Genomic DNA, 17,241 nt, shown 5'->3' with positions numbered 1-17,241 from the left:
CCCACGACTGCGACGTCAGTTTGAGCATGATCTTTTCGGAAAACGCTTCACACTTTTCCGGATCATGCTCTAGAACCTTGCGAGGCGATGCGCAGACATCGCGTAACGCGGGATCATCCAGGGATCATTCATGTCCGACGACGTCACCATCCGCTTCGTCACGCGCGACGACTACGCCCAGTGGCTTCCGCTGTGGGACGGCTACAACGCCTTTTACGAACGTTCAGGGCCAACCGCGCTCGCACCCGAGATCACCGCAATGACGTGGGAGCGTTTCTTCGACGCCTATGAGCCGGTGCATGCGCTGGTCGCCGACGCCGGCGGCAGGCTGCTCGGGCTGACGCACTATCTGTTTCACCGCTCGACCACGGCGATCGCGCCGACCTGCTATCTGCAGGATCTGTTCACCAGCGAAGCCGCGCGCGGCAAGGGCGTCGGCCGCGCCTTGATCAACGGCGTCTACACGCAGGCCAGGCTTGTTGGCTCGCCACGCGTCTACTGGCAAACGCACGAGACCAATCACACCGCGATGCAGCTTTATGACAAGGTCGCGGACAGGCCCGGCTTCGTCATCTATCGCAAGATTCTCTGAGCGCGCAGTCGCGGCCTGTGGATTGCACAGAGGTGTCACCGCCGCGTTACAAAGCCCCGCTACGCTTCCGCTCGCGTAAGATCAGGCCCCCCGTCTCAGATCTTCGCCCCGAGCGGTCCCCGTCAGTCGCCGCGTCTGACCGGGACCGCTTTTTTTGCGACGTTTCCTTTTTCGCAACATTGCCATGCATGATCGGCGGTAGGGCAGCACCTTGCCGCGCCGCGGCGTGCGCGTCACAATCCGCACGCTCCCTCGCCTATCCCACAGGATCGTCTCATGGAAATTCGTAATCTCGGCGGCTCCGGCCTGCGCGTGTCCGCGGTCGGCATCGGCTGCAACAATTTCGGCCAGCGCACTGATCTCGAAACCTCCCGCAAGGTGATCCACAAGGCGATCGATCTCGGCATCACCCTGTTCGACACCGCCGACATCTATGCGGGCATGGGCGGCTCGGAAACCGTGCTCGGCACCGTGCTGGGCGACCGCCGCAAGGACATCGTGCTCGCCACCAAATTCTCCAAGCCGATGGCGACCGACGGCACCAAGCAGGGTGCCTCGCGGCGCTACATCATGTCGGCGGTCGAAGCGAGCCTGACGCGGCTGAAGACCGACTACATCGATCTCTACCAGCAGCACGATTACGATCCGCTGACCCCGATCGACGAAACGCTGCGCGCGCTCGACGATCTCGTGCACCAGGGCAAGGTGCGCTACATCGGCAACTCCAACTTCCCGGCGTGGCGGATCGCGGAAGCCGAATACGTCGCGCGTCAGATGAACCTGAACCGCTTCGTGTCCTGCCAGGACGAATACAGCCTCGTGGTGCGCGGCATCGAGAAGGACCTGCTGCCGGCGGCGCAGCAATACAATCTCGGCCTGCTGCCGTTCTTCCCGCTCGCCAGCGGTCTCCTCACCGGAAAATACCAGCGCGGCGCCGCCGCGCCCGCCGACACCCGCTTCGCCAAGGCGCCGGCGCTGAAGGATCGCTACGTCACCCCGCGCAACGAGGACATCGTCGAGAAGCTGCAAGCCTTCGCCGGCGAGCGCGGTCACACCATGCTCGAGCTCGCCTTCTCCTGGCTCGCCGCGCGCCCGCAAGTCTCAAGCGTCATCGCCGGCGCGACGCGGGTCGAGCAGGTCGAGCAGAACGTCAAGGCAATCGGCTGGAAGCTGACTGCGGAGGAGATGGCGGAGATCGACGGGATTACGAAGTAGTAGGCTCCGCTGAAGCCACAGTCACAACTGTCGTCCCTGCGGAAGCAGGGACCCATAACCACAGGGCGTAGTTGGACGCCATGCTGTGGCCCCAGCGTTCTCGAGTAAATTCGTTCGGTGGTTATGGGTCCCGGCTCGCGCTTCGCTTGGCCGGGACGACGCAGTGATTGGGGTTGGCGCTTACACCACCAGCCCCTTCATCGGCTTCACCGGGGCGCTGTCCGGAAACACCGTGTCGGCCAGCACGCGCTCGCCGAGGCCGAACTGGTCGTGCAGCACGCCCTTGATGACGGCGCGAAGGTCGGTGGTCGGGGCGAGGTCGCGGGCCTGGTAGAGATTGGCCGGCTTCAGGCCGGGCCAGTCGGTGATCATCCGGCCGCCATTGACCGCGCCGCCGGCGAGCAGCGCGATGGTGCCGGTGCCGTGGTCGGTGCCCTCGGTGCCGTTGATGCGCGCGGTGCGGCCGAACTCGGTGGCAACCACGATCACGGTGTCGCGCCAGCGCGCGCCGAGGCCACTCTGGAATTCCGCCAGCGCCCCATCGAGACCGCCGAGCAGCTGCGCCAGCCGGCCGACCGGCCCGCCTTCATTGGCATGCGTATCCCAGCCGTCGAAGGCGAGCGCGCCGATCCGCGGACCGTCATCGGCCGCCATCAATTTGGCGGCGCCGCGCGCCACCAGCCGCATCGCCGCCGCACCGCCTCCGCCGGGCTTCGGCTTCATCTCGTCGCCCTGCGCCTGCTTCTCGAGCTGCAAGCCCTGGGTCAGCGCGCTCGCCAGCGTCGGATCGCGATGCTGATAGAGATCGAGCAGCCGCATCGCGGTGTCGTCGGCGGCCTGTGGCAGCGCGGTCGGGGCCCAGCCGACCGTTGGCGCCGCGCCACGCAGCACCAGCGGCGTGGTCGGGCCGACCGCAAGCGCGCTCGTCACCCGCTCGCCCTTCGGCAATGCCTCGAGCGCGCGGTTGAGCCAGCCGGACTGCACGCGGCCGGGACCGGGGAAGCCGCTCTCCAGCACATCCTGGCCGTCGAAATGCGAGCGATCGCGATACGAGGTCGCGACCGCATGGACCACCGCGGCCTGCTTGGCGCGGTACATCCGCGTAAATTCCGGCATCGCCGGATGCAGGCCGAAAAACTGATCGAGCATCACGGCCGCGTTCGGACCATCGGAGCGGAGCGCGATCGCGCCATGCAGGCCGGCATAATCGGGGTCACCGATCGGCGCAACCGTGGCAAGGCCATCGAGCGCGCCGCGCAGGATGATGGTGACGAAGCGCGGATCGCGGCCGTCGGCCGCGCGCGCGAATTTCGGCAAGTAGGCCCAGGCCGCAAACGAGGCTCCGCCGAGCAGCAGCGCGCGCCGCGACGTCGCCTGCATCGTCAAGCTCTCGGAGCAATCCATCGTCATCTCCTCTGGAATTCCGGCGACATCAACAGCAGCGCCAGCGCCTGCTGCCGCGATTCCGCGCGCTCGATGGTGCGCCGTGTCTCCGGTGACGCCGCATCCGCAGCGACCAGCTCGAGCAGGTCGCGCGGGTCGAACTTGTCGGCGAGCTGGGAGGCCACCTGCGCGGCGATGTCGAGCCTGAGCTTGATGCCTTCAGGTGCCGCCCAGGCCGCGGCCGTGTCCGGAAAACCGTTCGGCCCGGCCGGCGACCACAAGGGCTGGCCGAGCAAATTGAGGCCGTTGAGATAGCGGCCCGGATCCTCCGGATTGCGCGCCAGCAGGCGGCCGGAGGCGACCAGGAATTCGTAGGGCGAGCGCATCTTTGTCAGCGGCGCCTGCCACGCCTCGTTGGACTGGACCAGCGTCGTGGCCAGCGCCCTGAGATCGCCGTCGGTCTTCGTGAACGTATCCTGCAGCTTCGCCACCAGTGCCGGCGGCGGATCGTCGGCGACGAAATGGCGGGCGAATTTGGTCGCGATGAATTTGGCGGTCGAAGGATGCCGCGCGATGTCGGACAGCACCGCCTCGCCCTGCGCGATGCCGGCCTGCGCATAGGTCTTGCCGAGCACAAGCTGCGGGCCGGGCTGATGCGCATTGGCGTTGAACGCGAAGCTGCCGGGCGTACCGAGCCGGCCCTGGCGGCCGGCAAAGGTCCAGCCGGTGATGACGCGCGCCAGCGAGGTCACGTCGTCCTGGGTGTAGCCGCCGCCGACGCCGAGCGTATGCAGCTCCATGATCTCGCGGGCGAGGTTCTCGTTGAGGCCACGATGGCGATTGATGCCGGCGCGCGACTCCGGTCCGAGCGATTGCTGGTTGTCGAGGAAGAACAGCATCGCCGGATGCTGCTCGACGGTCTTCAGCATGTCGCCGAAACGGCCCAGCACATGCGGGCGGATCGCCTCGCGCTCGAACGAGCCGGCCCACATCCGCGCCAGCGCGCCCTTGTTGGCGGAGATGCAGAAGTGGTTGGACCAGAACACGACGAGCCGCTCGACGATGCCGCAATCGGCGACCACGCCGCGTTGCAGCCGCGCCAGTGCCTCGGCGCGGAACGTCTTCTGGATGATGTTGAGCGGCTGCGCCGGCGGCTTCGCTGGGCCGGCTTGTGGCTGCATCGTCGCGGACGGCGTCATCACCGCATTGGCGCTGTCGGCCGGCTGCGGCTGCATCGCTGGATCCTTCCCGGCGATTTCTTTCGCAGCAGTCGACAGCGACAGATTGCGCCGCTGCTGCGGCTTCGCGTCCGAACCCTGCGGCGGCGTCTCGCTCGCGCCTTGCTGCGCCGCCTTCGCGGCATCACGCGCTTGCTTGATCTCGAACTGATAGTCGAACACCTGCTTGCCGAGCTCCGGCGTCGAGAGCAGGCCTGGCACTTCGAGCAGCGCGCCGTTCGGACGCGCCAGTTCCGCCAGCACGAAACCGCGGGGATCGGAGGCCGCGTTGATGAAGTCGCCGGACGCCCCGCCGCGGGCGCCAAATCCAAACCGGTTGAGCGCTGTCAGCGCGGCTTGCGAATCACGGGCCATCAGAATTCCCTTAACGGCCTATCCCGGCTATATCAGTTGCAGGCATCATAGCGCGGCCCGGGATGAACCCGAGATTAATTCGCGCATTAAATCGCGGTTAGAATGGACCTCTCGTCGACCGATCGTTCCGAACAAGCCTCGCCGCGCCGGCTCGCCTGCACGGCATGCGGCAGCGAATTTTCCTGCTCGCTCACGGGTTCGTGCTGGTGTTCCGACGAGAGCTTTCGCCTGCCGATGCCGAGCGACGGCGGCGACTGCCTGTGCCCGGCATGCCTGCGGAAACTGGCGGAACAGCAAGCCGCGGTGAGCGACACGTGAACGCGCCCTGGACCGTCGACGCCGTCCTGCTCGACATGGACGGCACGCTGCTCGACACCGAGAAGGTTTATTTCGACAGCCTGGTCGCTGCACTGAATGCATGCGGCTACAGCGACGACGTCGTCGCGCTGTGCCATTCCATGGTCGGACTTCCCGGCCCGGTCTGCGAGGCGATGCTGCGCGAGCATTATGGCGCGGCGTTTCCGCTGGACGCCGTCAACCAGGCCTTTCTCGATCATCGCGATGAGATGATGCGCGCGGGCCTGCCGTTGAAGCGCGGCACGCTCGATCTGCTCGACGCCATCGCCGCCGCGGAGCGACCGATGGCGATCGTCACCTCGTCTTCGCGCCGCTCGGCCGAGCGCAACCTGACGCTTGCCGGCATCCGCGATCGTTTCGAAACGCTGCTGACGCTCGACGACGTGACGCACGGCAAGCCGGACCCGGCGCTCTATCTCAAGGCCGCCGCACGGCTTGGCGTGCTACCTGCGGCCTGCATCGCGGTGGAGGATTCCAACCACGGCGTCGCGGCCGCGCATGCCGCCGGCGCGATCACGCTGATGGTGCCGGACATCGCGCCGCCGACCGAGGAGACCCGCGCGAAATGCGCGGCCGTGCTGCCCGACCTCAACGCCGTGCTGGCGCTGCTGCAGGAGCGCGGCGCGCTTTAAGCATTACTGCGAGCACCCGGTGGGCTAACCCACCATCCGAACCATCGCGAACCCGCTCAGATCGTTCGCACCTTCGATGACTTCGCGGTCTTTGCGCGCTTCGCCGCGGCGCGATTGTCGCGCGCCGCGTGGCGGCTGCGCGTCTTCGCGTCCAGCGCCGCCTGCCGCGTTTTGCCGCCACCGCGGTGAGCGGCATATTCCTTGCCATCGATCGGCGCCAGATGAGGCGGGTCAAAATCGAGATAGGGGCGCGCGACGCCAAACTCCTTGCCGTGCGCGTCGACCCATTTCCAGAGCCGTTCCGACGCTTTCCAACGGTCGTCGCGCGTCGCGCCGTCGATGCTGACGATGTCGGCCGCGAGCCCATGGCCGTAGCCGCCACGGAAGCTGCCGCCGTGATACGACTTGTTGCTGGCCGCCTTCAGCCCGCTTGCGATCGACTGGCGGTAGTCATCGCGGAAGGCGCTGGTGATGCCGGGCGACAGGCCGGCCTGTTCCGCCGCGAGAAGCGCACGAAAGAGCTTCAGCTTGAAGCTCCGATCGACGCCTCCCATGACGTAGTCCATCATCGGCATGCCGGCTCTTTCGGCCGCCTTGGTGTCCTTCCAGGCGAAATCCTCATCGACGAGCCTGGTGAAGGTTCGGGTGACCGTCACCATTTTCTTCTTTCTCTTGACCGTCACCTGCCTCTGCTCCGGCACCTTGATGGTGTCTTCCTTGGGCGTCCTTTGATAGAGCGCCCACAGATAGCGATCGATGCAGGCATTGACGTCCCAGCACTCGTCGAGGATTTCGACGGTGTCCACCGCCGGCTTGACCACGCGAGGCTCCGGATCCGGCGTATTCGTTGCCGGCGCCTGCAGCGGTTGAATGTCCGGCGGCAGCGCCGGATCGGTCAATGCGGCCTCGACGACAGGTTCCGTCGCCTGCACGGTCAGCGCAGCCTTGGCGGTCGCCACCGCTTCCTGTTCGCTGATGCTCGGTGCGTGAGGGCCGTCGACGGCAGCGTTCGACGTCGCAGTTGCTGGTGATGTCGCCGATACGGCATCGGCGACGACTGCAGGTGCGCGGGACTCATCAACTGATGCACCGGTAACTGACACATCGGTGACTGACGTATCGGTGACTGACGCACCGATCTTCTGGATGCCAGCCGAACCGAACGCCGCAAACCACGAGACAATGCAGCCCGACAGAACGACCGTTCCGCCCAACGCCGCCCGCACCCGCCGCGAGTTCATCATCCCAGCCTCCACGGGCTCCTCGGGAGCCAGATTGCAAGCATGTGACGATGCGATCATCCGCTCGGGGCGTGGTCGCGCAATGGCGAAAGAAGGTTAACGACCCATCTTTCCGGACGATGTTGCCCGAATGCAACTCGTATCTGCGGTGACGGTGGAGGAACTCACCGCCCGCGGGCCCGTCGCAAAATATCGAAAACAACCCCATGCAAAGGAGCCGGCAGCCGCCAGCGTTCGGCCGGGCCGCTTGACACGTCGGGCAACTCAGGGATATATTTCTAATATTCCGAAATGACGCAGGCACCCCTCCGTCCTCAATGCGCCCGCGTCTCAGCTTCGCCAGCGCCGTCTTCAGCCTGCGCGCGGCCGTGCCGCCCGACGTCAACGCGGTGCTGGTGTTGCTGCAACAACGATCCGCGCAGTCATTGCGAGCGAAGCGAAGCAATCCATCATCCCGCATATGCTGAGCGATGGATTGCTTCGTCGCTTCGCTCCTCGCAATGACGGAATCTGATCGGCATGGGTGTTTTCTCGTAGGACCCGCTTCTGAAGGTCAAGCGGATGCCACTCGGCTCGGCCGTCATCGACGGCCTTTGACGCAGAGCCGAAATCAGATGCGCACTAAGGATTGCGCTTTGTCCACCAGGCCAGCGCCTGGTCGGTTCCCTTATCTCTGAAGAAGGCGGAGAGTTTCACGACCTCATCCCAGCCGTAGTGCTCCCTGGATGCACACAGTTCCTTTCCATTCTTGTCGAGCAACGACAGATAGTATCGCCCGTTAAGTGTGCGCTGCCGTCTTAGTTGATCAACAACCCTGGCTGCGGGACTGATCAGTATCTGCACATCGTCAACTGGAAGATCTATTCGGCAAGTGATCGTCGGGTGCCCCTCTGGGCAAATCAGATCAGAAGCGTGCTCGTCTTCGGTGTGCTGCCGTTGAACAGTCCATTGATGTCCGTGGTCGCAATGATAGTGCCGAAAGACTCTCATCAGATCCCTAATACGGTCAGGCGGTCCATAGCCGCTTCCCACGTATCACACTTTCAGAGCCCGCTAAGCCTAGGGGATGCGGCGTTTATGGACACACGTCTTTGCCCCGTCTGCGCCGCGCGGCTTCTTCAGCGCCGTCTCGATCAGCGAGCGCGCCGCTTCGCCGGCGGTCTCCATGTAGCTGGCGTCGCGATGCAGCAGCACGACGGCGAATGATCCATCCAGCAGCAGGATCTGCCGCGCCAGTTTCGGCGGATCGGCGATCCCCTGCTCGGCGGAGGTGCGCAGGAAGCCGCAGCCCTTCCATTTCGGATGCCGCGGCGGGCTTTGACCTCACATGAGCATCCCCAAAATATGCTAACCTGGCCAACGGGTTTGTTTCCGTCGGGGAGGCAGGGCATGGATGAGTCCAGAAAGCTTGCCGCGATAATGGTGACAGACGTCGTTGGGTTCAGTCGGCTAACCGGCGCGGACGAGGACCGTACCCTGGCAAGGTTGCGCGCAGTTCGAAGCGACCTGATTGATCCGACAATCGCGGTCTACAAAGGACGGGTGGTGAAGCGTACCGGCGATGGAGCGATTGTCGAATTTCGAAGCGTCGTTGATGCCGTTCGTTGTGCCATCGAGATTCAGAACTCGATGATCGAACGTAACGCCGGCGTGCCGCCTGAGCGTCGCATCGAATTTCGCATCGGCATTCATCTCGGCGACGTTGTCGAGGAAAGCGATGGCGACCTGATGGGCGACGGCGTCAATATCGCCGCACGACTGGAGGGCGTCGCCCAGCCTGGAGCGATATGTCTTTCGGAGGATGCTTATCGACAGGTGAAATCGCGACTCGATCTGGCAATCAGTGATCTTGGTGAGACAAGGCTGAAAAACATCGCCGAGCCTATTCGCGTCTATTCGCTTCAATTCGGCAACGCGACCGCGGTAAAAGCGCCGGCCGGGGCTACGGCCTCGACTGCGCCCAGACTATCGCTCCCCGACAAGCCATCAATTGCCGTCTTGCCGTTTCAGAACATGAGTGGCGACCCCGAGCAGGAATACTTTGCCGACGGGATCGTCGAAGACATCGTCACTGCATTATCGCGGTTTCGTCAGCTATTCGTGATCGCTCGCAATTCATCATTCGCCTACAAAGGTCGGGCTGTTGACGTCAAGCAAATCAGCCGCGACTTGGGCGTGCGCTATATCCTTGAAGGGAGCGTTCGCAAGGCAGCGAACCGCATTCGCATAACCGCGCAGCTGATCGATGCATCAACGGGCGCGCATCTGTGGGCGGAGCGCTTTGACGGTGGACTTCAGGACATCTTCGAGCTGCAAGACCAGGTTGCGGCGCGCGTCGTTGGCGAAATTGCACCAAAGCTGGAACAAGCCGAGATCGAGCGCGCGACGCGCAAGCCGACCGAGAGCCTCGATGCTTATGATTATTTTCTACGGGGAATGGCAAACGTCAACCATTGGACGAGAGCTACCAATGACGAGGCGTTACGCCAATTTTACAAAGCTATGGAGCTGGATCCCGAGTTTGGCTCTGCTCATGGCATGGCGGCGTGGTGTTATATCTGGCGGAAGCTTAATGGATGGGTGGTTGATCGCGCGCGAGAAAATTCCGAAGGCGCCCGCTTGGCCAGGCGCGCCGTGGAGCTAGGCAAGGATGATCCCGTCGCACTGTCCAGGGGTGGGCACGCGATCGTCTGGTTTGTATCTGACCTGGACAACGGCGCCGCTTTTATTGACAGGGCACTGGCACTGAATCCGAACTTGTCGGCTGCGTGGAACCTCAGCGGCTGGGTAAGGGCCTATCGAGGCGAGTTGGACCTGTCGATTGAACATCATGCACGGGCAATGCGCCTGAGCCCACTCGATCCCATCCTCTACAACATGCATGTGGGAACTGCGTTTGCGCATTTTCTCGCGGGTCGTTACGACGAAGCGATCGTATGGGCAAATAGTGCGCTTCGCGAGCAGCCGAACTTCCCAGCGGCCAATCGCATTCTCGCAGCCAGCCACGCGCTCGCTGGTCACATGAACGAAGCGCGAGAAGCGATGGCCCATTTACGTGAACTCGATCCGTCGTTGCGTATCTCAAATCTGAGCGAGGTATACCCTGTTCGTCTATCAGTGGATCTCGCCAAGTTAGCCGAGGGCTTGCGCAAGGCTGGGCTCCCCGAATGAGGGGTACGGGTGCTGTCCTTTGCCCTAAGTCGGAAATGCCGGTTTCGCGTCCGATCCTCATTTCCGGCTTCCGCGTTTACGCCCCGGCTTCGTCAGCGCCGTCTCGATCAGCGCGCGTGCGGCCTCGCCGGCCGTCTCCATGTAGCTGGCGTCGCGATGCAGCAGCACCACGGCGAATGATCCATCCAGCAGCAGCAGGATCTGCCGCGCCAGCTTCAACGGGTCGACGATCCCCTGCTCCGCGAAGGTCGTGCGCAGCCAGTCCTCGAACTTCTTCTTGTGCGCGGCGCCGATCCTGATCGCGGGATGGCCGGGCATGTTGGCGAGCTCGGCGGAGGTGCGCAGGAAGCCGCAGCCCTTCCACTTCGGATGCCGCGCCGAGCGCGCGAGGTTCCTGAAGATCGCCTCGACCTTCGCCGGCATGCCGCCCTCGGCTTCCGCGAACCAGGTCCGGAACAGCGCGAGATTGGGCTGGTCGCGCGCGGCGAGATAGGCGGCGACGAGATCGTCCTTGCTCTTGAAGTGATAATACAGCGTGCGCTTGGTGAGGCCGGCCTTGGCGGCGACCTCGTCGACGCTCACGCGTCTTATGCCTTCACTGTAGAACAGCGCGCTCGCCGCCTGGACGATGCGCGCGCGGGTGGGTTCGGAGGGTCTGGGCATCGTCCGTATGTATACTAACCAGTGAATATACACAAATTGCAGCCGGCCCTACATTCCACCCCGACACCCCCGAATGCCGGAGACTGCACCATGCCCGCCCCCATCCTGCTCGAGACCAATGACGGGATCGCCCTGATCACCCTCAACCGTCCCGAACAGCTCAATGCGCTGAATTATGCGCTGATCGACCAGCTGATGGCGGCGCTCGACCGCATCGAGGGCGATGCCGCGGTGCGCGCGGTGATCCTGACCGGCGCCGGCGAGCGCGCCTTCTCGGCGGGCGCCGACATCAAGGAATTCTCCGACAGTGTCAAACAGGGCGCGGCGGTCGCGGTGCGCGACTTCGTCCGCCGGGGACAAGCCATGACCGCGCGGCTGGAGGCGTTCAAGAAACCGGTGATCGCCGCGGTCAATGGCCTCGCCTTCGGCGGCGGCTGCGAGATCACGGAAGCCGTGCATCTGGCTGTTGCCAGCGACCGTGCGCTGTTTGCAAAACCCGAGATCAAGCTCGGCATGCCCCCGACCTTCGGCGGCACGCAGCGGCTGCCGCGGCTGGCGGGCCGCAAGCGCGGACTGGAATTGCTGCTGGCGGGCGATCCGTTCCCTCCCGAGCATGCGCGCGAGATCGGGTTGATCAATCACATCGTGCCGCACGATCAACTGCTGACAACGGTGCGCGAACTCGCCGGCCGCATCACCAGGCATTCGCCCGGCGCCGTCGCCGGCACCATCACCGCGGTGACACGCGGGCTCAACATGCCGATTGCCGAGGGCCTTTTGGTCGAGAGCGAACAGTTCGCCGCGCTGGTGCCGAGCCGTGACCTCACCGAGGGGCTGGCGGCGTGGAAGGAGCGGCGGCCGGCGAAGTACGTTGGGGCGTGAGGCACGCTGGTCCCACACCCGTCATTGCGAGCGGAGCGAAGCAATCCATCGATCCGCATGCGCGGAGGGATGGATTGCTTCGTCGCTTCGCTCCTCGCAATGACGCGGGAGAGAGTCGTAGGCCTACCGCACCACGGCCGCGGTCTGCCCGAACAGCAGCTTGCGCTCTTCCTCGGTGCGGATCGCGGGCTGGCCGAAATTCGGGTTGACCTCCTTCGCCTTGGCATAGGCGCGCTCGGTCGCCGGGCGCTTGCCGATGGTCTCGAGCCAGCGCTTCAGATGCGGGAAGTCGTCGATCTCCTGGCCCTGGTTCTTGTAGGGCACGACCCAGGGATAGCTCGCCATGTCGGCGATCGAATAATCACCGGCGATGAATTCGCGGTCGGCAAGCCGCTTGTTGAGCACGCCGTAGAGCCGGTTGGTCTCGTTGACATAGCGGTCGATCGCATAAGGCAGCTTCTCGACCGCGTAGTTGCGGAAGTGATGGTTCTGTCCGGCCATCGGCCCGAGCCCGCCCATTTGCCAGAACACCCACTGGATCGCGTCATAGCGGCCGTAGAGATCCTCGGGCAGGAATTTTCCGGTCTTCTCGGCGAGATAGAGCAGGATCGCGCCGGACTCGAACAAGGAGACCGGCTTGCCGCCCCCCTTCGGCGCGTGATCGACGATGGCGGGAATGCGGTTGTTCGGCGCGACCTGCAGGAAGTCCGGCTTGAACTGGTCACCCTTGCCGATGTTCACCGGGAAAACCTTGTATTGCAGTCCGGTCTCTTCAAGGAACATCGTGATCTTGTGACCGTTCGGCGTGGACCAGTAGTGAAGATCGATCATGTGCGTGATCCTGTATTGCACGGGATTGCTGAGGCATCGGCGAGAAAGATGCGAATGCATGGAGTTGGGCGTATAACCGCTCCCAAGTCAATGGCGCGCGCATTGCACCGCGCGCGAATGTGATCTGCAAACAACGCAAGCGACCGATTGAGCCGCGCTCCGAATGCTCCTAGGCTCCGCGTGCTTCGTATTGAAGAATTTTCAGAACATGGGGGATTTCAATGACACGGGATTTGGCACGACGTGATTTCCTGAAAGGTTCGGCGGCGATCGCCGGCGCTGCGGCCGCGGGCGCATTCTCCTGCGTCGAGATCGCGAGCGCGGCGCCGATCGAGGTGCCGACCGTCGACAAACTGTCGATCCGCGTGCTGGTCGATTCCAGCTTCGATCTGTTCCTGCGGCCGAAGCAGGCGCACGGCGTCTCGATCGCGCCGGCGGCGCGCGGCGCCGACTTCCGCAAATCGCTGCACAATGAATGGGGCCTGTCGCTGTGGCTGGAATCGGAGGCCGCGGGCAACCAGCGCACGCTGATGCTGGACTATGGCTATACGCCCGAGGTGCTGATCAACAACATGGAGCTGGTCGGCGCCGACCCGTCCAAGCTCGACGCGCTGATCGTGAGCCACGGGCATTACGACCATTTCGGCGGCCTCAACGGCTTCCTCGACAAATTCCGCGACAAGCTCCCGGCCGACGTGAAGCTCTATGCCGGCGGCGAGGACAATTTCTGCCACCGCGTCAACGCGACGCCGACCAAGGGCCAGTTCACCGATTTCGGCACGCTGGATCGGCGCCAGCTCGCCGCGCAACGCGTCACCACCGTGCTGTGCGAGACCCCGACCGTGATCGCCGGCCACGCCTTCACGACCGGCAAGATCACCCGCCGCAGCATCGAGCGCGTGCTGCCGCAGACCTGGGTCGAGTTCGGCATCAAGGACGGGCTCGGCTGCAACACCAGCCACTATCTGCCGGCCGAGCTCGACGGCAAGATCGTGCCCGACGAGCACATCCACGAGCACGCCACCTGCTTCAACGTGAAGGATTTCGGCCTGGTCGTGATCTCGTCCTGCGGCCATGTCGGCATCGTCAATTCGGTGAAGCAGGCGCAGGAGGTCTCGGGCGTCCAGAAGGTGCACGCGATCGTCGGCGGCTTCCACCTCGGACCGGCGCCGAAGGACTATCTCACCGAGGTCGTGGCCGAGATCAAGAAGCTCGACCCCGACGTGCTGATCCCGATGCATTGCTCCGGGCTCAACTTCGTGCAGGAGGCGACCGCGCAGATGGGCGACAAGGTGCTGGTCACGACGACCGGCAGCCGTCTCTCCTTCGGCATATGACGCCGATCCTGCGCGCGATTGCGTGCGCCGGTGCCGGCCTGTGGCTGACGCTGGCGCCTGCGCTGGCCGGCGACGCGCCACAGCAATCGGCGCGCTCCGCCGCCGAGATCATGGACATCCTGATGTGGAACAGGGAGCCGGTCGGCGGCCCGTTCGCGCTGACCGATCAGGCCGGCCATGAGCGCACCGATAAGGAGTTTCGTGGCAGGCTGATGCTGGTCTATTTCGGCTTCACGTATTGTCCCGACGTCTGCCCGACCGATTTGCAGGCGATCGGGCTCGCGCTCGACAAGCTCGGCCGTGACGGCGATCAGGTGCAGCCGATCTTCATCACGGTCGATCCCGAGCGCGACACCGCGGCCCATCTCGCAGACTACGTGCCGATGTTCCATCCGCGGCTGATCGGGCTCACCGGCAGCGCTGATGCGATCCGCAAGGTCGCCGATGCCTACAAGGTCTATTACGCGCGGGTGCCGCAGGACGCCGGCGACTACACTGTCGACCACACCGCCTACATCTACCTGATGGACCGCGACGGCAATTATCTCGGCTTCTTCCCGCCGGGCACCTCGGCCGACCGCATGGTCGAGATCATCCGGCCGCGGCTGGTGGCGCCGGGACGCTGACGCGTCGCGTCAATGCATCCGACCATGCGCGCGCAAGAACGTCTCGCCGCTTGCCGTCACCATCACCCGCATGCCCTCGACCGAGGGACGGCGCGCGACATAGCCGCGGTCGACCGCGTCCTCCCAGATCGTCAGCCGCGGGCATGAGGTGCGCCAAACCTCGAGCACCTCGGCATAGGGCCGCGGCTCGCGCGCGACCCATTCGACGAGATCGAGCACCAGGGCGTCGGTGGTCTCAGTCATTGGGTCCTCGCCGGGTCAGCAGGGATTCATCGTCCGCTATTTCTGCGCCGCTTGGCCTGCTCCCGCAAACTGAGTTATCTTGCCCTTGCATCAGTTTTCCTGAGGGTTCATGCGGCGGCTGCTCTTTCTCAACGGCATCAAGGCGTTCGAAGCCGCGGCGCGGACCGGCAGCTTCGCGGCGGCAGGCCAGGAACTCAACGTCTCGGCCGCCGCAATCAGCCGCATGGTGCATCTCTTGGAAGAGCGGCTCGGCGTCGCGCTGTTCGAGCGCAAGGCCAACCGGCTCGTCACCACACCGGCCGGCCGCGCCTATCAGGGCGGGCTGACGCCGATCTTCGACGCGCTGGCGAGCCTCACCGCGCAGGTCACGGTATCGGCAAGTTCGCGCGTGCTGACCGTCGGCGTCGGGCCGACATTTGCGATGAAATGGATGATCCCGCATCTCGCCGAGTTCCGCAAAGCGGAGCCCGACATCGAGGTGCGGATCACGACCGGCGGCATGGCGGTGCCGTTCGCCGACGATTGGAGCTGCGGCATCCAGCTCGGCGACGGCCAATGGCCGGGCCTCGTCGCCGAGCCGCTGTTCGCCGCCGACCTGATGCCGGTATGCACGGCGCGGCTCGCCAGCACCCTGAAGCGCCCCGCCGACCTCAAGGGGCCGAGCCTGATCCGCGTCGCGCATTCGCCCGACGACTGGCCATCCTGGCTGAAGGCCGCGGGCGTGCCGCGCCTGACGGCGCGCGGGCCGGAATTCCAGTTCTACGGCCAGGCGCTGCAAGCAGCCAGCGACGGGCTCGGCATCGCGATGGGGATCCGGCCCTATATCGATGACGATCTCGCCGCCGGCCGGCTGGTGGCCCCGTTTGCGCTCAGCGTGCCGAAAGGGATGCGCTGGTATCTGGTCTATCGCGGCTTCCACGCCGAGCAGCGCGATTTCGCCGCGTTCCGGCGCTGGATCATCCGCGCGGCAACGGAGCCTGCTACCCGCCGCAAGGGAACGCGAAGTGCCTGACGAAGCGATCGATACGCTGGTGATCGGCGGCGGCCAGGCCGGGCTCACCATGAGCCATCGGCTGAAGCAGCGCGGCATCGCGCACCTGGTGCTGGAGCGGCGACGGATCGCCGAGCGCTGGCGCAGCGAACGCTGGGACGGATTGATGTTCCAGTTTCCGAACTGGTCGGTGCGGCTACCGGAGTTTGCGTTTCCGCACCGCGATCCCGACGGCTTCTCCGACACCGCTGCGATCATCGCCTTCATCGAGGACTATGCCGCGTTCGTCGCGCCGCCGATCCGCTGCGGCGTCGAGGTCACAAGACTGCGCCGCGACGCAGGCGGCTTCGTTGCCGAATTTGCCGGCGGCAGCATCGCCGCCCGCAACGTCGTGATTGCCACCGGCCCCTATCAGCGGCCGCTGCGGCCCGCGCTGCTTGATGATCATCCTGGCCTGTTTCAGGTCCATGCCTCCAGCTACAGGAATGCTGCGCAATTGCCTGATGGCGCAGTGCTGGTGATCGGTGCCGGCGCCTCGGGCGCGCAGATCACCGAAGAACTGATGCGCGCCGGCCGCCATGTCTTCCTCTCGGTCGGACGTCACAACCGCCTGCCGCGCCGCTATCGCGGGCGCGACCTGTTCTGGTGGCTGGCCGAGATGGGCATCGACCAGACGCCGGTCGAGCAGCGCGGCCCGTCGCGCCTGCTGCCGGTGATTTCCGGCGCCCATGGCGGCCACACCATCGATTTCCGCCGCTTCGCTGCCGAAGGCGTGACGCTGCTCGGCCGCGTGACGGCGGCGCGCGACGGCGTGCTCGCGATCGCGCCCGACCTCGCCACCAACATCGCCAATGGCGACGCCTACTACGCGACATTCCTCGGCATCGTCGACGACTTCGTCGCGGCCCGCGGCCTCGATCAGCCCGACGATCCCCTGGCGCGCGTCCGCCTACCCGATCCGCCCTGCCTCACCTCGCCGCTGGATACAATCGGCCTGCGCGCCGAACAGATCAGCAGCGTGATCTGGGCCACCGGCTACGGCCTCGATCTGAACTGGATCGACATACCGGTGCTCGACGCCGATGGCGCACCCCGGCACCGCCACGGCGTCGCCGACGTGCCGGGCCTCTATTTTCTCGGCCTGCAATGGCTGTCGAAGATGAAATCCTCGTTCCTGTCGGGCGTCGGCGACGACGCCGCCGCTCTCGCCGACCACATCGCGGACCGCAGCTAGAGTGAGCGGGCTCCGGTTCACCTCGCCCCGCCTGCGGGGAGAGGTCGGATCGCATGCAGCGCAGCGGAATGCGATCCGGGTGAGGGGGATCCTCCGCACATGCACGCGGAGATAGCCCCTCACCCCAACCCTCTCCCCGTAAGAACGGGGCGAGGGAGCACACTGCCGTTGCGACTGCCATTTGACCTATTCCCATCGAGTTCCTTTGCTCCCCGGAAATAAACCGCGCGACTTGTGATCTAGTTCACATA

The 17,241-nt window shown here is 64.8% G+C and carries 16 protein-coding genes and 1 pseudogene; 10 read left to right on the top strand and 7 right to left on the bottom strand.

Translation table 11 applies throughout. From position 1 onward, the window contains the following. The first annotated feature begins 130 nt into the window (after positions 1-130). Both BI327_RS16305 and BI327_RS16300 read left to right on the top strand, forming a co-directional pair. Positions 131-592 carry a GNAT family N-acetyltransferase gene (locus tag BI327_RS16305; protein ID WP_076861585.1) on the top strand — a complete coding sequence of 154 codons (462 nt, stop codon included), beginning with the start codon at positions 131-133 and terminating at the stop codon, positions 590-592. A 276-nt stretch (positions 593-868) separates the two neighbouring features. After that, entirely contained in the window at positions 869-1,807 is a 939-nt protein-coding gene (locus BI327_RS16300; RefSeq protein WP_076861583.1) for an aldo/keto reductase, read from the top strand. 180 nt (positions 1,808-1,987) lie between these two features. On the opposite strand, the gene BI327_RS16295 is transcribed toward BI327_RS16300, so the two are convergent. Next, on the bottom strand, positions 1,988-3,217 hold the full coding sequence (locus tag BI327_RS16295; protein ID WP_076861582.1) for a DUF1501 domain-containing protein: 1,230 nt from the start codon (positions 3,215-3,217) through the stop codon (positions 1,988-1,990). Beyond that, positions 3,214-4,782: a DUF1800 domain-containing protein gene (locus BI327_RS16290; protein ID WP_076861579.1), complete on the bottom strand. Its 1,569-nt coding sequence runs from the start codon at positions 4,780-4,782 to the stop codon at positions 3,214-3,216. The genes BI327_RS16295 and BI327_RS16290 overlap by 4 nt, the downstream gene beginning before the upstream one ends. A 102-nt stretch (positions 4,783-4,884) precedes the next feature. On the opposite strand from BI327_RS16290, the gene BI327_RS16285 reads away from it, so the two are divergent. Both BI327_RS16285 and BI327_RS16280 read left to right on the top strand, forming a co-directional pair. Beyond that, positions 4,885-5,100, top strand: a complete 216-nt coding sequence (locus BI327_RS16285) for a cysteine-rich CWC family protein (protein WP_076861577.1) — start codon at positions 4,885-4,887, stop codon at positions 5,098-5,100. Further along, complete coding sequence (locus BI327_RS16280) at positions 5,097-5,771, top strand: HAD family hydrolase (protein WP_076861575.1); 675 nt, start codon at positions 5,097-5,099, stop codon at positions 5,769-5,771. Before BI327_RS16285 ends, BI327_RS16280 begins: the two co-directional genes overlap by 4 nt. Positions 5,772-5,827: 56 nt before the next feature. Here the strand turns inward: BI327_RS16280 and BI327_RS16275 are convergent, their stop codons facing one another. After that, positions 5,828-7,015 carry a peptidase M15 gene (locus BI327_RS16275; protein ID WP_245334833.1) on the bottom strand — a complete coding sequence of 396 codons (1,188 nt, stop codon included), beginning with the start codon at positions 7,013-7,015 and terminating at the stop codon, positions 5,828-5,830. A 1,056-nt stretch (positions 7,016-8,071) separates the two neighbouring features. After that, positions 8,072-8,320, bottom strand: a pseudogene (locus tag BI327_RS41085) (TetR/AcrR family transcriptional regulator); the annotation flags it as partial. Positions 8,321-8,401: 81 nt separating this feature from the next. Between BI327_RS41085 and BI327_RS16270 the strand changes: the two are divergent. After that, positions 8,402-10,183, top strand: coding sequence for an adenylate/guanylate cyclase domain-containing protein (locus BI327_RS16270; protein WP_076861574.1), 1,782 nt, complete (start codon positions 8,402-8,404; stop codon positions 10,181-10,183). A 57-nt stretch (positions 10,184-10,240) separates the two neighbouring features. Here the strand turns inward: BI327_RS16270 and BI327_RS16265 are convergent, their stop codons facing one another. Continuing rightward, a complete protein-coding gene (locus tag BI327_RS16265; protein WP_076861572.1) occupies positions 10,241-10,846 on the bottom strand; it encodes a TetR/AcrR family transcriptional regulator in 606 nt (201 codons plus the stop codon). 90 nt (positions 10,847-10,936) lie between these two features. Here BI327_RS16265 and BI327_RS16260 point away from each other — a divergent pair, with 90 nt between their 5' ends. Continuing rightward, positions 10,937-11,728, top strand: coding sequence for a crotonase/enoyl-CoA hydratase family protein (locus BI327_RS16260; RefSeq protein WP_076861570.1), 792 nt, complete (start codon positions 10,937-10,939; stop codon positions 11,726-11,728). 123 nt (positions 11,729-11,851) lie between these two features. On the opposite strand, the gene BI327_RS16255 is transcribed toward BI327_RS16260, so the two are convergent. Further along, the gene (locus tag BI327_RS16255; RefSeq protein WP_076861568.1) at positions 11,852-12,559 is read right to left on the bottom strand and encodes a glutathione S-transferase N-terminal domain-containing protein; all 708 of its coding nucleotides are present in this window, start codon (positions 12,557-12,559) and stop codon (positions 11,852-11,854) included. Between the two features lie 221 nt (positions 12,560-12,780). Here BI327_RS16255 and BI327_RS16250 point away from each other — a divergent pair, with 221 nt between their 5' ends. Continuing rightward, positions 12,781-13,896 carry an MBL fold metallo-hydrolase gene (locus BI327_RS16250; RefSeq protein WP_076861566.1) on the top strand — a complete coding sequence of 372 codons (1,116 nt, stop codon included), beginning with the start codon at positions 12,781-12,783 and terminating at the stop codon, positions 13,894-13,896. Further along, positions 13,893-14,522: an SCO family protein gene (locus BI327_RS16245; protein ID WP_076861564.1), complete on the top strand. Its 630-nt coding sequence runs from the start codon at positions 13,893-13,895 to the stop codon at positions 14,520-14,522. Before BI327_RS16250 ends, BI327_RS16245 begins: the two co-directional genes overlap by 4 nt. A 9-nt stretch (positions 14,523-14,531) precedes the next feature. Here BI327_RS16245 and BI327_RS16240 read toward each other — a convergent pair whose 3' ends face one another. Continuing rightward, positions 14,532-14,765 carry a hypothetical protein gene (locus BI327_RS16240; RefSeq protein ID WP_076861563.1) on the bottom strand — a complete coding sequence of 78 codons (234 nt, stop codon included), beginning with the start codon at positions 14,763-14,765 and terminating at the stop codon, positions 14,532-14,534. A 109-nt stretch (positions 14,766-14,874) separates the two neighbouring features. Here BI327_RS16240 and BI327_RS16235 point away from each other — a divergent pair, with 109 nt between their 5' ends. Beyond that, a complete protein-coding gene (locus BI327_RS16235) occupies positions 14,875-15,777 on the top strand; it encodes a LysR substrate-binding domain-containing protein (protein WP_076861561.1) in 903 nt (300 codons plus the stop codon). Beyond that, on the top strand, positions 15,770-16,990 hold the full coding sequence (locus BI327_RS16230; RefSeq protein ID WP_076861559.1) for an NAD(P)-binding domain-containing protein: 1,221 nt from the start codon (positions 15,770-15,772) through the stop codon (positions 16,988-16,990). The genes BI327_RS16235 and BI327_RS16230 overlap by 8 nt, the downstream gene beginning before the upstream one ends. Positions 16,991-17,241 lie beyond the last annotated feature (251 nt).

Source organism: Bradyrhizobium mercantei (genome assembly GCF_001982635.1).
Lineage (GTDB): Bacteria > Pseudomonadota > Alphaproteobacteria > Rhizobiales > Xanthobacteraceae > Bradyrhizobium > Bradyrhizobium mercantei.
This window is presented reverse-complemented; position numbering and strand designations above follow the sequence as displayed.

Coding starts and splice junctions, on each gene's coding strand:
- BI327_RS16270 (WP_076861574.1), top strand. CDS start 8,402: ATGGATGAGTCCAGAAAGCTTGCCGCGATAATGGTGACAGACGTCGTT.
- BI327_RS16240 (WP_076861563.1), bottom strand. CDS start 14,765: ATGACTGAGACCACCGACGCCCTGGTGCTCGATCTCGTCGAATGGGTC.
- BI327_RS16255 (WP_076861568.1), bottom strand. CDS start 12,559: ATGATCGATCTTCACTACTGGTCCACGCCGAACGGTCACAAGATCACG.
- BI327_RS16235 (WP_076861561.1), top strand. CDS start 14,875: ATGCGGCGGCTGCTCTTTCTCAACGGCATCAAGGCGTTCGAAGCCGCG.
- BI327_RS16275 (WP_245334833.1), bottom strand. CDS start 7,015: ATGATGAACTCGCGGCGGGTGCGGGCGGCGTTGGGCGGAACGGTCGTT.
- BI327_RS16305 (WP_076861585.1), top strand. CDS start 131: ATGTCCGACGACGTCACCATCCGCTTCGTCACGCGCGACGACTACGCC.
- BI327_RS16300 (WP_076861583.1), top strand. CDS start 869: ATGGAAATTCGTAATCTCGGCGGCTCCGGCCTGCGCGTGTCCGCGGTC.
- BI327_RS16245 (WP_076861564.1), top strand. CDS start 13,893: ATGACGCCGATCCTGCGCGCGATTGCGTGCGCCGGTGCCGGCCTGTGG.
- BI327_RS16285 (WP_076861577.1), top strand. CDS start 4,885: ATGGACCTCTCGTCGACCGATCGTTCCGAACAAGCCTCGCCGCGCCGG.
- BI327_RS16260 (WP_076861570.1), top strand. CDS start 10,937: ATGCCCGCCCCCATCCTGCTCGAGACCAATGACGGGATCGCCCTGATC.
- BI327_RS16295 (WP_076861582.1), bottom strand. CDS start 3,217: ATGACGATGGATTGCTCCGAGAGCTTGACGATGCAGGCGACGTCGCGG.
- BI327_RS16265 (WP_076861572.1), bottom strand. CDS start 10,846: ATGCCCAGACCCTCCGAACCCACCCGCGCGCGCATCGTCCAGGCGGCG.
- BI327_RS16290 (WP_076861579.1), bottom strand. CDS start 4,782: ATGGCCCGTGATTCGCAAGCCGCGCTGACAGCGCTCAACCGGTTTGGA.
- BI327_RS16250 (WP_076861566.1), top strand. CDS start 12,781: ATGACACGGGATTTGGCACGACGTGATTTCCTGAAAGGTTCGGCGGCG.